The organism is Roseomonas chloroacetimidivorans, from assembly GCF_049629625.1.
Classification (GTDB): domain Bacteria; phylum Pseudomonadota; class Alphaproteobacteria; order Acetobacterales; family Acetobacteraceae; genus Roseomonas; species Roseomonas chloroacetimidivorans.
Genome location: NZ_JBNBZS010000110.1, coordinates 1 through 14,275, shown reverse-complemented (window position 1 = coordinate 14,275; position 14,275 = coordinate 1). Strand labels below are relative to the sequence as shown.

The window sequence follows — 14,275 nt, the reverse complement described above, 5'->3', positions numbered from 1 at the left end:
TTCGGAGAGATCTGGACTCCGCAGCGGACCTCTGTCCGCAAGGTAAAGGCGGTCGAGGTGGCGGCCGACCTCTTCGCCTTTCTGACACCGGAGCCCAATGCCGAGCTGGCGCCGATCCACCCCAAGGGGTTCCGCTGCAAAGCCGGGCGCGGGCTGAAGCGTATCCTGCAGGGCGCCTAATCAGGCCGCGATCTGGAACAGCTCGGCGATGAACGTCGCCTGCGCTTGCATGTCTCGCCCGCCGACATGCCGAACTTGCCCTTTGCGCATCATCGCCATCACCTCGTAGCCCGCCAGTGTTCGTCGTGCCGTCCAGAAGCCCCCGAAGCCAAGCCCTGGTCGGATCAGCTGCTTTGCGCGCCGGTGGTCTTGCTCCACGATGTTGTTCAGAAGCTTGGCCTGACGCAGCCGAGCGAAGCGCCAGAGCTCGCCCTCGGCCTTCATCTCTCTAACTGCACACGGGTAAGCGGCGTTCCTATCGACCGTGATGCTGCGCAGGCCGACGGTGTGCGGCCGGTCCAGGGCCTTACGGAAGAAGCGCTTCGCCGATTCAGCATCGCGCCTGGCCGAGAGCAAGAAGTCGATCGTCTGACCACGGCTGTCCACCGCCCGATCCAGAAAGGCCCAGCGGCCCTTCACCCGCGCATAGGTCTTCTCTATCCCGGCCGTGCCGGTTAAGGCGCTTCTACCTCATCCGAGTAGCTCCTCTCTACGAAGCTCTCCTGCTGCGTCCCGTGCGCGGCCTACCCTTATGCCCTGCCTTTGCCGTGACGTGGTCCCCGAGGTGACAGTCTTCTCTACGTGCTCAGCGCCATCGGCCGGCACAGGATGGGGTCGGTCAGGTGGCCCGGCGCGATCTCATCGGCGGTCTCTCACCGAGGTGAGACCAAACCTACATGCGTTCTCGGCCCAACCGCCCCTCGCGGGACCCACCACAGCGTGGCAGGGCAGCCGGGCCGCCGCTCAGGCAGCCCCGGCCTGCTTCGTCCAGCGGAAGGGTCGCCCGACCACCACATCGCGTGCATCGTCACGGCCAGCCGACGAGCCAGGGCCACTTTGGCGCGCCGTGCGCCTCGGGCCTTGGCCAGGCGCATGGCCCAGGCCTTCAGGGCTGACCAGCGACCGCGGGTCATCATCGCGTTCGCGGCCACATAGAGCAGCCTGCGCATGCCCCGGTTGCCCATCTTGCTGATCCGCCCGGCGATGTTGACCTCGCCGGAGCTGTACTGCCGGGGCGTGAGGCCGAAATGCGCCCCAACCGTTCGCGACCGCCGGAAGCGCGCGGGGTCGTCAACGCAGGCCTTGAAGGACAGCGCGGTATGCGCGCCCACGCCCGGGATCGTCATCAGCAGGCGGCACACAGGATCCTGCTGCGCTGTCGTGATGATCTGCCGGTCGAGCGCAAGGATCTGGCGCATCATCGTGGCACGCGCCTCCAGCAGGGGACGGATAATCAGGTGCAAGGCATCCGATCCATCGATCCGCTCCAGAACATCTTCGGCAAAGCGGCTCCCGCGTGTCGGAAACTGGCTCCCCTCGAGGCACAGCAGGCCACGGATCGTGTTCTCCAGGGCAACCCTCTGGCGGTGCAGCGTCCCACGGTCTGTCAGCAGCATGCCCCGGCGTTGGCTCTCCTGTGACTTGATCCAAACCTCGCGATAGGTCTTCACGCGCATGAGCTCGGCGATGCCGCGGGCATCATTGCGGTCATTCTTGTTCCGGAAGCCGGCCTGCAGGGCGGCCGCAGCGTGCCGGGCACCGATACACACGGCAGGGCGTCCAAGCCGGCCCAGTTCCAGGCAGAGCAAGGAAAATGTTCCTCGGGACTCCAGGCCGATGCGCTCGCAGCGGAATTCATTCTCTTGGAAAGAGCGGCTGATCACCTCCGGGTCGGTGGCCAGCCTGGCCTCCCTGGCCACCCGTCCCTCACCGTCCACAAAACACAGTGCGGTCTGCTTCGGAGATACGTCCCGTCCGTAATAGAGCATGGCATCGTCCTCCAGAGCTGGGGCATGAGGCTGGCAGGCGATCCGCGAGCCTTTCCAGACCAGGCACTCCGCTCCGCCCAGACAAGGGCTGGGGGCTACGCCAGGCCGGGATACCCCATCTCATCGACGCGCCAAGACCCACTGCTCGTGCGAACATGAGGCCGGATCCGCTTCTCCAGCTCCGGCGCGTAGGCCTGGATCCAGCGGAAGAGCGTCGTGTGCGCGATCCTTACGCCCCGGTCCTGCAGCATGAGTTCGAGGTCTCGGTAGCTGATCGGGAACATGAGATACCACCGAACCGCCCAGAGGATCACCTCCGCCGCGAACTGCCGCCCCTTGAAGGACCGCACCGCCCCGATTTGCTCCAGCTTTCGCCGTCTCGCCATGCCGGAGCATGGCTCCGATCACCGCCGGGCGCAAAAACTCCAACAGAACCCCCTTCCCTGACGCCAATAGCATCGCCCGCGATCTCGCGATCGCCTTGGTGCAGAGCACCATCGTCGACGTGCCCACGGTGCGCTGCCACAAACTGCCGCAGACTTCGATCATGGCGCGCAACTATATCACCGTCCAGATTTCTGGGATGTCACCGGCGCGAGCACTCCCTGAGCCTTTGATCACCAAGCCCGATTAAAGAAACATTCGGTCACGGACAGGCCGATCAGGCATCACGGCCAATGCGGTCCGGGCTCTCCGAGATCTCTTGTTCGAAGAGCCTGATGCGGTTGACCACCGAGACGAAGAAGGCCGTGGACCAGCCGAGCAGGATGATGCCGTTCGCTCCTTCGATTGCGCCGACCAGTCGCCAGGCGCTCGGAAGCACGATGTCGCCATAGCCAAGAGTCGTGTAGGAGGTGGTTGAGAAATACAACGCGTCATCAAAGTTCGGCAACGCCCTCAAGTGCACATAGAGGAAGCCATAGGCCCATATTTCCGCAGTGTGGAGGGCGAACAGTCCGAACGCGGCTCCGAAGATGATCATCAACTGGGGAAGCCAAGCTGTACGTTGTCGGAGCCGGCGGTGGTGAACGCGCATGAGCGCGACAAGCAGCCCAAGGCCGACAAGGTGCATGACGACAGTCAACGCGACCATCAAGCTGGCGACGACAAGCTGCACCACAAGATCTCCCCTACATCGGCAGAATGACGCTGTCGTTCCTGCGCTTCGTTCAACAGTTATTTATTGGAGCGGATTGGCGAGCTGGTCGATTATCGCGCAGTCCGGTCAACCATCGACGCGGCAGGACTGGGTGAGCTCTGCGAGTGATCGGCCCATATTGCCCAACGCCTTCGCCTTGCGGACGGGTTCAGCCGCGCGAGCCGTGGCCAGCCGCTTGGCCTCGGCGCTCGATTGCGCAGGATTCGACCAGAGGTCGCGCTATGTGCAGATTTTCTCGATCGGGAAGTCCAGACGGCGGGCGTTCGCGATAAACCGCAGCCGGTGGATTTCGCTCTCGGAATAGCCCCGGTAAGTCCCGCGACGCGGCAGCGCTGGGATGAGGCCGAGCTTCTCGCAAGAACGGATCACCCGTTGCGAGACGCCGCTAGCGTCTGAAGCCTGGCCGATGTTCATCGAGCGCTCCCTGCAAGCTGAATGACGTTCAGCCGCAGCGCGTTCACGACCACGGTAAACGACGACAACGCCATGGCCGCACCCGCGAACATAGGCGAGAGCAGGATTCCCGCAACCGGGTAGAGCACGCCTGCCGCGATCGGCACGCCGACGCCGTTGAACAGGAACGACAAGAGTGGTCGCGCGACCGCCTGTGGCGTGCCTCGGCCATCTCCGGTCAGCATGACTATGCGCAAGCCCTCGGCGCGGAGTGCGGCGATGACGTCGCCAGCCGATGTCTTGATCGGGTCGGCCACGGCGATCAGCCCTGCGACGCGCCCGTCAATTGCGACGACCATAACCTGATCCATGCAGTGCAGTCGTTCGCAATCTGAAAATTCTACGCTTCAAGGAAAGTTACAATAACGCAATCTCGTTCCGAGCAAGCCGCCGCACCATTACTGCCTGAACCGCTCCGTTCAAATCCCCCTATCTGAAGCCAATAGGTTCTGGACGCAAACATCGTTGGGGGTGCCAAGTCGATCACATCGTGGCCCCATTCAGACAGTTGTGGAATGACGGTTGGCCGCCGAGACTTGGAACGCGTCGAAACAGGCGGCGACCTGCCGCACGAAGCGCTGCCCGGCCGGAGTGGCATACAGTCGGCCGGCATCCTGCCGGACCAGCCCTGCCTCCTTCAGCGGCGCCATCCTGTCGAGCGCCTGCCGCAGGATGCGCTGACTCGCCGGTTCGGTCGCGCTTAGGTCCAGCGCGAAGTCACACATCACCCGCTCGATCAGCCGGGCACGCAGGCGATCCTCCTCAGTCACTGCGACGCCACGCACCACGGGCAGTTGGCCCGCCGCGACCGCCTCGGCGTAGAGCTTCTCGTCCACGGCGTTCTGGGCGTACCCGCCCGGCAAGCTTCCGATTGAAGAGGAGCCGAGGCCGAGAAGCACCGGGGCGTCGTCCGTGGTGTAACCTTGGAAGTTGCGCCGCAGCCGGCGCGCCGCGGCGGCCTGGGCCAGCGGATCCTCCGGCAGGGCGAAGTGGTCGAGGCCGATTGCCCGGTAGCTCATGCCCAGCAACACCTCCTCCGCCATCTCGGCCTGCTCCAGCCGCGCCAAGGCATCGGGGAGGGTGGAAGGCTCGATGGCCTTCTGATGGGGCTTCATCCAGGCGACATGCGCATAGCCGAAGACGGCCAGGCGGTCCGCGCCGAGCCCGCCGGCGAAGCGGGCGCTGGCCGCGACATGCGCGGCGGTCTGGGTGGGCAGGCCATACATCAGGTCGATGTTTATGCCGTTGATCCCGGCGCGGCGCAGGCGCTCCACGGCCAGTTCCACCAGGGCGGTGGGCTGAGGGCGCCCGATCCGGGCCTGCACCGCCGGGTCGATGTCCTGCACGCCCAGGCTGGCGCGGGTGAAGCCGAGTTCGCCGAGCGCCTCGGCCGTCGCCTCGTCCAGCACGCGTGGGTCCAGCTCGAGGGCGATCTCCGCGCCCGGTCGCAGGCCGAATTCACGGCGCAGAACGGCCATCAGCTCCCGCAACCCGTCGGGCCCGAGGATGGAGGGCGTGCCGCCGCCGAGATGCAGGTGGGAGACGCCGGCATGGGCTGGCAGGGCAGCGGCCAGCAGCGCCGCCTCCGCATGCAGCGCCACGGCATAGGCCCGGACTCGTTCCACCGAGCGCGTGGGCTTGGCGTGGCAGGCGCAGTACCAGCAGAGATCCTTGCAGAACGGGACGTGGAGGTAGAGCGAGAGGGTATCGGAGGGGCGGATGCCCTCAAGCAGCCAGCTTCGGTAGGTAGCTTCCTCCACCCGCCCGAACTGCGCGGCGGTGGGGTAGCTGGTGTAGCGGGCAACACGGGTCTCCGCGAGGGCGAGCAGGGCGCGGGACGGCGCGGTATCGGTCCGGTCGGTCATGGCGCCAATCTGGCGCCGCGCGCCGGGTCCGGCCTTGATCAAGGTCAAAGCCGGCGTTGAACAGGAGGCGGCCCGCTCAGGCCGCCTCCGCGCGTTCCTGCAGGCTACCTCGGCTTCGGATCGTCACCGCGCGGCCGGAAGGCAGGTCGATCAGCCCCTCCCGCTTCAGCTTCGTCAGTTGGCGACTAACAGTCTCGATGGTCAGGCCGAGCACATCGGCGATCTGGGTGCGGGTGAGGGGCAGGTCGAAGTTGATCTCGCCGGCCGGCCCGGCGCCCCCGGGGGAGAGATGGCTGGCCATGTCCAGGAGGAAGCTTGCCACCTTCTCCTCGGCCGTCTTGCGGCCCAGCATCAGCATCCGCGCCCGCGCTTCGTCGAGGGCGGCGAGGGTCCGGCGGAGCAGCAGACGCTCCATGCGGACATGGTTCTCCAGCGCCTCCTCGAAGGGCTTGCGCGGGAAGACGCAGAGCTCGGCATCGGTCAGGGCGGTGATGTTGTGCTCCGCCTCCTCGGCGAAGGGGCGGCCGACGAAATCGGAGGGGTAGAGCAGGCCGACGATCTGCTCACGCCCATCCGCCGTGGAGGCGCTGAGCTTGAGCACGCCGGAGAGAAGGTTGGCGCAGAGGACGGCCTCGTCCCCCGCCCAGAGCAGGGTTTCGCCGCGGGCCAGGTGCCGCTTGCGGCCCAGGCGGTTGAGCGTGGCCAATTCCTCGTCATTGAGGCTGCCGCAGAGGGTGCGATCACGGACCATGCAATCGGAACAGACCTGGGCGATGGCGGCGACCCTCCCCGCGACGAGGGCCCGAATATAGGGCGCCTTGCCAGGGATTGGGACCGCGCTGTTTCGATGGAGGGACCGCGCCGCCGGAATGGCCGGCGGCGTGGGGAGGGGGCCTCAGGCGACCGGGTGGTCCCGGTCGTCCATGGGTAGGTGGAACTCGTGCCAGATGCCGTTCAGCACCCCGAAGACAACGGCCAGGCCGAGGCCCAGGACCCAGGCAAAATACCACATGGCAGGGATCCTTTTCTCAGTAAAAGTGGGGGTTGCGGCCCACTTCCTCGGTCGTCACCCGGCCCCAGAGGACCTTGTAGACCCAGGCGGTGTAGGCGAGGACGAGGGGCAGGAAGATCACGGTGACGACCACCATGATGAAGAGCGTCCGCTGGGAGGAGGAGGCGTTCCAGACGGTCAGGCTGGAGGCCGGATCGACCGAGCTGGGCAGGATGTAGGGGAACATAGACAGCCCGACGGTGGAGATGATCCCGAGTGCCGAGAGGGACGAGCCCGCGAAGGCCGGCACCTCCCACTTCGCCCGGATGCCCAGCAGGGCGAGCGCCGCGCCGAGGAAGCCCAGGGCGGGGGCGATCATCATCCAGGGATAAGCCTCGTAGTTGGCCAGCCATGCCCCGGCCGCCTGGATGGAGGTGGTGCGGAGCGGGTTGGAGGGGCCGGTCGGGTCCACCACGCTGGTGATGCGGAAGCCGATCCCGCCCCAGGCCACGGTCGCCCAGCCGAGGGCGAAGAGGGCGAGGGTGGCCAGGGCCGCCCAGGTGCCGAACCGCCGGGCCCGGTCATGCGCCGGCCCGCGCTCGATCCGGATCGAGAGGAAGGCCGCGCCGTGCAGCACGATCATGGCGACCGAGAGCAGGCCGCAGAGCAGGCTGAAGGGGGTGAAGAGGCCGAAGAAGCTGCCTTCGTAGAAGGCGCGCAGGTTGCTGTCGAGCCGGAAGGGCACGCCCTGCAGCACGTTGCCGACCGCGACGCCGAAGACGAGCGAGGGCACGAAGCCGCCGATGAAGAGGGCCCAGTCCCAGCGCGTGCGCCAGGCCGGGTCCGGCTTCTTGGAACGGTACTTGAAGCCTACGGGCCGCAGGATCAGCGAGGCCAGCACCACGAACATGGCGAGGTAGAAGCCCGAGAAGCTGACGGCGTAGACGAAGGGCCAGGCGGCGAAGATCGCGCCGCCGCCCAGAATGAACCACACTTGGTTCCCTTCCCAGGTCGGGCCGATGGCGTTGATGACCATCCGCCGCTCCACATCCGTCTTGCCGACGAAGGGCAGCATGGTGGCGACGCCGAGATCCCATCCATCGGTGAGGGCGAAGCCGATGAGCAGCACGCCCATCAACCCCCACCAGATCAGGCGCAGCGTGGCATAGTCGTATGCGAGGTCCATGACGTGTTCTCCTTCAGCCGACCATCGCGGGGGTGGCGGGAAGCGCGCCGGGGGCGGGGTTCGGGTCCTCATGCCCGGCGAAGGGGCCCTTCCTCACCGTGCGGATGATCAGCCCGAGCTCGATCACCGCGAGCACGCCATAGACGAGGGTGAAGCCGGCGATCGTCAGCCAGAGTTCCGTGCGGCTGAGCGAGGAGGCGCCGAGGAAGGTCGGCAGCACGCCCTCGATGGCCCAGGGCTGGCGGCCCATCTCGGCCAGCACCCAGCCGAGCTCCGCCGCGATCCAGGGCAGGGGAATGGCGAGGACGGCCAGGCGCAGGAACCAGCGCTGGTCGAACTTCCGAAGACTGCAGAGCAGGAAGGCGGTGGCGAAGAGCGCGATCATGCCGAAGCCGATGAAGGCCATGATGCGGAAGCTCCAGAACATCAGGGGCACGTTCGGCACGGTGTCCCAGGCGGCCTGCTGGATTTGCTCCGGCGTGGCATCGCGCGGATCGGCGACGTAGCGGGTCAGCAGAAGGCCGTAGCCGAGATCGCGGCCATGGCGGGCGAAGACCTCGCGCGCGGCGGCGTCGTTTGGATTGGCCTTCAGGGCTTCGACGGCGCCGAAGGCGTCGCGGCCGGATTCGATCCGTTCCTGCGCCAGCAGCACCAGCTCGCTCATGCCCGTCACCTCCTTGTCGAGGCTGCGGGTGGCGATGACGCCGAGCACCCAGGGGATGTTCACGGCGTAGTCGGTCTCGCGCGTGGAGCTGTTGGGCATGCCGAATAGCGTCAGCCCGGCGGGCGCCGGCTCGGTGTGCCAGGCGGCCTCGATGGCGGCGAGCTTCATCTTCTGGTTGTCAGTCAGCGCGTAGCCGGATTCGTCACCCAGCACGACGACCGAGAGGGAGGAGGCCAGGCCGAAGGCGGCCGCAACGGTCATGGAACGCCGCGCGAAGCTCACCCACTGGCCGCGCAGCAGGTAGAGGGCGGAGATGCCCAGCACGAGCACGGAGGCGATGACATAGCCGGCCGAGACGGTGTGAACGAACTTCGCCTGTGCGATCGGGTTGAACAGCACGCCGGCAAAGTCGTTCACCTCCATGCGCATGGTGTCCGGGTTGAACACGGCGCCCACGGGATTCTGCATCCAACCATTGGCGATGAGGATCCAGAGCGCGGAAAAGTTCGTGCCCAGCGCCACCATGAAGGTCGCGAAGAGGTGCCCGAGCTTCGAGAGCCGCTCCCAGCCGAAGAACATCAGCCCGACGAAGGTCGCTTCCAGGAAGAAGGCCATCAGGCCCTCGATGGCGAGCGGCGCGCCGAAGATGTCGCCGACATAGTGGGAGAAGTAGGACCAGTTCGTGCCGAACTGGAATTCCATGGTCAGCCCGGTGGCGACACCGAGCACGAAGTTGATGCCGAAGATGACGCCCCAGAACTGGGTGATCTGGCGCCAGATCTGGCGGCCCGTCATCACATAGACGCTCTCCATGATGACCAGCATGAAGGAGAGGCCGAGGGTCAGCGGCACGAAGAGGAAGTGGTAGAGCGCGGTCAGCGCGAATTGCAGCCGCGACAGGTCGACGACACCGGGGTCCATTGGTTTGCTCCGCCCATCCAGCCGCCGCGCGCGTCGGGGGCGCGGTTCGGCCTGGGGATGGCCCCAGAAGCCATGGATTGGGGGGTGGCGCTTTGATCTCAATCAAGGAACCGGGAGGGCGGCTGGGCGAAGAAGGGCCATGTCGCACCTCCCACAGGACAAGCAACGCAAGGCCCGCCGCCAGGCCTGGCTGAAGGAGGCCAGCCGCGCCGGCGGCCGCTGGAACGGCGTGGCCACCGGCCTGTTGTGCCTGGACGGCGTGGCCGCCATCGGCTTCGCCGCCGCGCTGGCGGGCGGGCTGACCTCCCGCGGGCGGGGGAGGGGCGCCGCCGGCCCCGGGCGGCCCCGGGCCGGGGCGCCCGCCACCGGGCGCGGCGTGTTCGGCAGCCTGTCCGCCCGCGCGGGCGGGGAGGCCGCGCGCCGGGCCAAGGCCGCGCTGCGGCGCCGGGTAGTGGTGGCCAGCCTGACCATCCCCGCCGGGGAGAGGCCGCCCGTCGGCAGCCTGATGACCTCCGCGGTGGATGAGGTGGAGGCGCTGGACGGCTACATCGCCCGCTTCCTCCCGGCTAGGAAGGCAGCGGCGCTGGTGCCCTTCCTCGTCCTGGCCGCCACGGCCGTCGCCAGCCCCTTCAGCGCCGGCATCCTGGCCTTCACCCTGCTTCCCTTCGTCCTGGCGCTCGCCCTGGCCGGCGGGGCTGCGGCCGACCAGGCGAGGCGGCAGTTCGATGCCCTGTCCCGCCTGTCCGCCCTCTTCGCCGACGGGGTGCGGAGCCTGCCCACCATCCTCGCCTTCCAGGCGGAGGGCCGCGAGACGGCGCGGCTGGCCGGGGCCGCCGATGAGATGCGCCGCCGCACCGTGGGCGTGCTGCGGGTGGCGTTCCTTTCCTCCGGCGCGCTGGAATTCTTCGCGGCGCTCTCGGTGGCGCTGGTCGCGGTCTATGCGGGCTTCAACCTGCTGGGCCTGCTGCCCTTCCCGGCACCGGAGGCGCTGGACCTGCCCCGTGCCTTCTTCGTCCTGGCCCTGGCGCCGGAATTCTACGCCCCGATGCGGCGCCTGGCCGCCGCTTATCACGACAAGCAGGCCGCCGAGACCGCCGCGGACCGGCTGGAGGCGCTGGAGGCCATGGCGCGCGCGCCGGCCTCCGCCGCCAGCCCCATCCCCCGCGCTCCCGCCATCCGCTTCGAGAATGTGGCCGTCCGCTACCCCGGCGAGGATCGCGCGGCGGTGGAGGGCTTCGGCCTGAACATGGCGCCGGGCGAGGTGGTAGCCCTTCTCGGCCCCAGCGGATCGGGCAAGACGAGCCTGCTGAACCTCCCTCTCGGCCTGGCGCCGCTGAGGGAGGGCGAGGTGCTGGTGGACGGGCTGGCTTTGTCCGAGGCCGGTTCTTTCGCCCCCTCCATCGCCTGGATGGGGCAGGCGCCGCTGATCGTGCCGGGCAGCATCGCCGCCAATGTCGCCCTGTCCCGCCAGGACGCGCCCGCCGCCGAGATCGCGCGGGCGGCGGAGCGGGCTGGGATGGGCCGGATGCTGCAGAGGCGGCCTGGCGGGCTCAATGCCCTGCTGGATGAGCGCGGCGCCGGTCTCTCCGGCGGCGAGCGGCGCCGCATCGCCCTGGCCCGCGCCCTGCTGAAGGACGCGCCCATCCTGCTGCTGGACGAGCCGACCGCGCATCTGGACGCGGAGGCCGAGGCGGCCCTGATCCCGGTAATCCTGGAGGGTGCGAAGGGCCGCACCACGATCATCGCCACCCATTCCGAACGGCTGGCCGCCATGGCCGACCGCGTCGTGAGGCTCGGTTAGCTCCTATGCGCCTGCAGCAACTCATCGCCGCCGAGCGTGCGCGCCAGCGCGGGCGGCTCGTCATTGCCGGGATCGCAGCAGCGGCGGTTTCCGCCTCCTCTGTGCTGCTGCTCGGCCTGTCCGGCTGGTTCATCACGGCCTCCGCCCTGGCGGGGGCGGCCGGGGTGGCCTCCGCCCAGACCTTCAACTACCTGCTGCCCAGCGCGGGGATCCGGCTGCTCGCCATCCTGCGGACCGGCAGCCGTTACGGGGAACGTCTGGTGGGGCATGATGCCGCCCTGCGTGCCCTGGCCCGCATCCGCCCAGCCCTTTTCGCCTCCCTCGCTGCCGCCCCGCCCGCCGTGGCGCTCAGCCTCTCCACCGGAGAGGCCTCGGCCCGGCTGGTGCAGGATGTGGACGCGGTGGAGGCGCGCTTCGTCCGCCTTTCCGCGAATTGGGGGATGGTGGCCTCTGTCGCCAGCGGCACCGCGCTGCTGCTCCTGGCCGGTCCCGCGCCGGCCCTGGCCACGGCCGCGATCGTTGCCGCCTACCTGCTGCTGGCGAACTGCCTTGCCACCCTGCTTCAGGCGCCGGGCCGGGAGGCGCAGCGCGCCGCCGGGCGGCTGAAGGAGACCTATGCCAACCTAGCCTCCGCCGCGCCGGAACTGTGTGCCTATGGGCTGGAGGGTTGGGCGGCCGAGCGGATCGAGGCGTGCAGCGGTGATCTTCTCTCGGCCCAGCAGGCCGTGTCCACCGGCGCGGGCTGGTTCGAACTGGCCCAGGCAGCTGCGACCGGGTTGGCCGCTGTTACCGCCCTGGCCCTTTCCTTCGGCCAGCCCCTACCCATGGCGGCGCTGGCCGCGCTGGGCGCTGCGATGACAGTGGACGGCACCGCAGCCTTCGCGCGCGGGCTGGAGCGGCGCGGTGCCGTGAAGGAAGCCGAGGCGAGGCTGGATTCTATGCTGGAGGCCGGCGAGGCACCCCGCCCCGCGCGCCCTACCATGCCTGGGGCGCCGCTGATCCGGCTCTCCACCCCGGCGACCCTGTTGCGGCCCGGCGCGGTAGCGGCGATCATCGGGCCTTCCGGCTGCGGTAAGACCACGCTGCTGGAAACCCTGCTCGCCCTGCGGCCCGCTGCGCCGGGTGGGATCAGCCTGGGCGGCATGGATCTGACCGCCCTGCTGCCGGGAACGGTGCGCGGCTGCTTCGCCCATGCGTCGCAGGACGCAGCCCTTCTGGCCGGCACGGTGCGGGACAACCTGCGTCTGGCCTGCCCGGAGGCGACGGAGGCGGCGATGTGGGAGGCGCTGCGCGACGCCGTCCTGGCCGAGCGGGTGGTTGCACTACCCGGCGGGCTGGATGCCTGGATCGGGGAGAACGGCGCGCGCCTTTCCGGCGGCGAGCGCCGGCGGCTGGTCCTGGCGCGCGTCTATCTTCGCCGCGCGCCCTGGATGCTGCTAGACGAGCCGACCGAAGGCCTGGACGCCGTGACGGAGGAGTGCGTGCTGGACGGGTTGCGGGACCGGCTTGTCAGGACGGGGCAGGGGGCGTTGATTGTGACGCATCGCCCTGGTCCGTTAGCGCTGTGCGGCACCATCATCCGGCTGGGCGGAGAGCCCGTGGCATACCAGGGCGTGCGCGTGCCGCGTGAGGAGGAGCTTGCATGAAAGTCGCCGTGTTCAGCGCCAAGCGCTACGACCGCGAGATGCTGAGCAAGGCGAATGCCGACCATGGCCATGCGCTGACCTTTCAGGAGGCGCGCCTGGAAATGGGCACGGTCGCGCTCGCGGCCGGATACCCCGCCGTCAGCATCTTCGTGAATGATGATCTGAACGCCGAGGTGCTGGCCGCGCTGGCCGCGGGCGGAACGAAACTGGTGGCGACACGCTCCACCGGCTTCAACCAGATCGATCTCGTGGCCGCGCGCGATCATGGTATTCACGTGGTGCGCGTGGCTGACTACTCCCCCCATTCGGTGGCGGAATTCGCGGTCGGGCTGCTGCTCGCGCTGAACCGCCGACTGCATCGCGCCTATGAGCGCACGCGCAGCGGCAATTTCGAGCTGGACGGGCTGATGGGCTTCGATCTGTACGGCCGCACGGTGGGGGTGGTCGGCACGGGCAAGATCGGCCGCGTCTTCGGGCGTATCATGGCGGGTTTCGGCTGCACGGTGCTGGGCTACGACCTTCAGCCGGCTCCGGAATTCGAAGCCGCGGGCGGACGTTATGTGCCACTGAACGCGCTGCTGCGCGATGCGGACATCCTGTCGCTTCACTGTCCGCTGACGCCGGAGACGCGCCATCTGGTGAGCGCGGAAACCCTGGCGCAGGTGAAGCCGGGCCTGCTGCTGGTGAATACGAGCCGTGGCGGGCTAGTCGATACACGTGCGGCCATTGATGCGCTGAAGGACGGGCACCTCGGCGGGTTGGCGATCGATGTGTACGAGCAGGAGGCGAACCTGTTCTTCCGTGATCTGTCCAGCGACATCATTGCGGACGACCTGATCCAGCGCCTCGTTTCCTTTCCGAACGTGCTGTTGACCGGACACCAGGCCTTCTTCACGCGCGAGGCCTTCGGCACGATCTGCGCGACCACCCTGGCCAGCATTACTGCCTTCGAACGGGGTGAGGCACTGGAAAACGAGGTGCTCGCCCCATCGGTGTGAAGCCGAGCGGCCGATGGAAATTGGGCGCTGTTCAACGCGAAGGCGGCGCATGGTCCTGGCGAACGCGCGAGCGCTGGCGGACATAGCCGACCTAATCTGATCAAGATGCGGCTGCGGTGCGAGCGTTGCCGGCAGCCGCTAGCTTCGTTGCAGATTGTGGACCGGCCCGACCGTGCAGGCGGCAATCATGATTGGCGAGCGCCTGGCACCATAAGCCGCTTCTGCAGGGCGCATAGGAAGCTGCACGGCTTTTGGCAGGCGGGTCAGGCCAGTCGGTCAGAGCAAGCTGCGCTGTGCGGGCTTTTCGGCAGGCGACGTGGGGTCGCTGTCATCATGATCGGGCAGCTCGGGCCTGCCCCGCGCGACCATCCTCAGCATGCCGTCCGGCAGCGGATGCTGCAGCGCCTTCGCTACGCCCCACGGTGTCGTCATCCAAACCTCAGGCTCGTTCGGCTCGGTCAGGATGACCGGCATGGCCTTGGGGTGGATCGGCGCCAGCTCGGCATTGGGCTCCGGTGTCAGAAAGGCGAAGAGGTCGGCCGCCACCTCGACCGCCTTTACCTTGCGGACAGAGGTCCGCTGCGGAGTCCAGATCTCTCCGAA

At 68.0% G+C, this 14,275-nt stretch carries 14 protein-coding genes and 3 pseudogenes; 5 read left to right on the top strand and 12 right to left on the bottom strand.

Translation table 11 applies throughout. The features are described from left to right. Positions 1 to 180, top strand: a pseudogene (locus ACO1BU_RS32840) (hypothetical protein); the annotation flags it as partial. Here the strand turns inward: ACO1BU_RS32840 and ACO1BU_RS32835 are convergent. The 3 genes and pseudogenes from ACO1BU_RS32835 to ACO1BU_RS32825 all read right to left on the bottom strand — a co-directional run. Beyond that, positions 181 to 660 carry an IS6 family transposase gene (locus ACO1BU_RS32835; RefSeq protein ID WP_424140147.1) on the bottom strand — a complete coding sequence of 160 codons (480 nt, stop codon included), beginning with the start codon at positions 658 to 660 and terminating at the stop codon, positions 181 to 183. It lies immediately after the preceding pseudogene. Positions 661 to 872: 212 nt separating this feature from the next. Then, positions 873 to 1,988, bottom strand: a complete 1,116-nt coding sequence (locus tag ACO1BU_RS32830; protein ID WP_424140146.1) for an IS110 family RNA-guided transposase — start codon at positions 1,986 to 1,988, stop codon at positions 873 to 875. 119 nt (positions 1,989 to 2,107) lie between these two features. After that, a pseudogene (locus tag ACO1BU_RS32825) lies at positions 2,108 to 2,374 on the bottom strand (hypothetical protein); the annotation flags it as partial. 8 nt (positions 2,375 to 2,382) lie between these two features. On the opposite strand from ACO1BU_RS32825, the gene ACO1BU_RS32820 reads away from it, so the two are divergent. Next, positions 2,383 to 2,622 (top strand): hypothetical protein, encoded by a 240-nt coding sequence (locus tag ACO1BU_RS32820; RefSeq protein ID WP_424140145.1) that lies wholly within the window; start codon positions 2,383 to 2,385, stop codon positions 2,620 to 2,622. Between the two features lie 27 nt (positions 2,623 to 2,649). Here ACO1BU_RS32820 and ACO1BU_RS32815 read toward each other — a convergent pair whose 3' ends face one another. The 8 genes from ACO1BU_RS32815 to ACO1BU_RS32780 form a co-directional block, all read right to left on the bottom strand. Next, on the bottom strand, positions 2,650 to 3,105 hold the full coding sequence (locus tag ACO1BU_RS32815) for a potassium channel family protein (protein ID WP_424140144.1): 456 nt from the start codon (positions 3,103 to 3,105) through the stop codon (positions 2,650 to 2,652). A 261-nt stretch (positions 3,106 to 3,366) separates the two neighbouring features. Next, positions 3,367 to 3,561 (bottom strand): MerR family transcriptional regulator, encoded by a 195-nt coding sequence (locus tag ACO1BU_RS32810; RefSeq protein ID WP_424140143.1) that lies wholly within the window; start codon positions 3,559 to 3,561, stop codon positions 3,367 to 3,369. Then, a complete protein-coding gene (locus ACO1BU_RS32805; protein ID WP_481133256.1) occupies positions 3,558 to 3,911 on the bottom strand; it encodes an HAD family hydrolase in 354 nt (117 codons plus the stop codon). The genes ACO1BU_RS32810 and ACO1BU_RS32805 overlap by 4 nt, the downstream gene beginning before the upstream one ends. A 189-nt stretch (positions 3,912 to 4,100) precedes the next feature. Continuing rightward, the gene (gene hemN, locus ACO1BU_RS32800; protein ID WP_424140142.1) at positions 4,101 to 5,507 is read right to left on the bottom strand and encodes an oxygen-independent coproporphyrinogen III oxidase; all 1,407 of its coding nucleotides are present in this window, start codon (positions 5,505 to 5,507) and stop codon (positions 4,101 to 4,103) included. Positions 5,508 to 5,541: 34 nt separating this feature from the next. Beyond that, positions 5,542 to 6,216 (bottom strand): Crp/Fnr family transcriptional regulator, encoded by a 675-nt coding sequence (locus ACO1BU_RS32795; protein WP_424140141.1) that lies wholly within the window; start codon positions 6,214 to 6,216, stop codon positions 5,542 to 5,544. A gap of 144 nt (positions 6,217 to 6,360) precedes the next feature. Next, positions 6,361 to 6,477, bottom strand: coding sequence for a cytochrome bd-I oxidase subunit CydX (gene cydX / locus ACO1BU_RS32790; RefSeq protein WP_424140140.1), 117 nt, complete (start codon positions 6,475 to 6,477; stop codon positions 6,361 to 6,363). A 16-nt stretch (positions 6,478 to 6,493) separates the two neighbouring features. Beyond that, positions 6,494 to 7,642, bottom strand: a complete 1,149-nt coding sequence (gene cydB / locus ACO1BU_RS32785; protein WP_424140139.1) for a cytochrome d ubiquinol oxidase subunit II — start codon at positions 7,640 to 7,642, stop codon at positions 6,494 to 6,496. A 13-nt stretch (positions 7,643 to 7,655) separates the two neighbouring features. Continuing rightward, positions 7,656 to 9,227 (bottom strand): cytochrome ubiquinol oxidase subunit I, encoded by a 1,572-nt coding sequence (locus tag ACO1BU_RS32780; protein WP_424140138.1) that lies wholly within the window; start codon positions 9,225 to 9,227, stop codon positions 7,656 to 7,658. A gap of 139 nt (positions 9,228 to 9,366) precedes the next feature. On the opposite strand from ACO1BU_RS32780, the gene cydD reads away from it, so the two are divergent. Genes cydD through ACO1BU_RS32765 form a run of 3 tightly spaced genes read left to right on the top strand, consistent with a single transcriptional unit; the run spans position 9,367 to position 13,672 of the window. After that, positions 9,367 to 11,028 (top strand): thiol reductant ABC exporter subunit CydD, encoded by a 1,662-nt coding sequence (gene cydD / locus ACO1BU_RS32775; protein WP_424140137.1) that lies wholly within the window; start codon positions 9,367 to 9,369, stop codon positions 11,026 to 11,028. Between the two features lie 5 nt (positions 11,029 to 11,033). Beyond that, the gene (locus tag ACO1BU_RS32770) at positions 11,034 to 12,674 is read left to right on the top strand and encodes an amino acid ABC transporter ATP-binding/permease protein (RefSeq protein ID WP_424140136.1); all 1,641 of its coding nucleotides are present in this window, start codon (positions 11,034 to 11,036) and stop codon (positions 12,672 to 12,674) included. Further along, positions 12,671 to 13,672, top strand: a complete 1,002-nt coding sequence (locus tag ACO1BU_RS32765) for a 2-hydroxyacid dehydrogenase (RefSeq protein WP_424140135.1) — start codon at positions 12,671 to 12,673, stop codon at positions 13,670 to 13,672. Before ACO1BU_RS32770 ends, ACO1BU_RS32765 begins: the two co-directional genes overlap by 4 nt. 276 nt (positions 13,673 to 13,948) lie before the next feature. Here ACO1BU_RS32765 and ACO1BU_RS32760 read toward each other — a convergent pair. Further along, positions 13,949 to 14,275 (bottom strand): annotated as a pseudogene (locus tag ACO1BU_RS32760) (hypothetical protein); the annotation flags it as partial.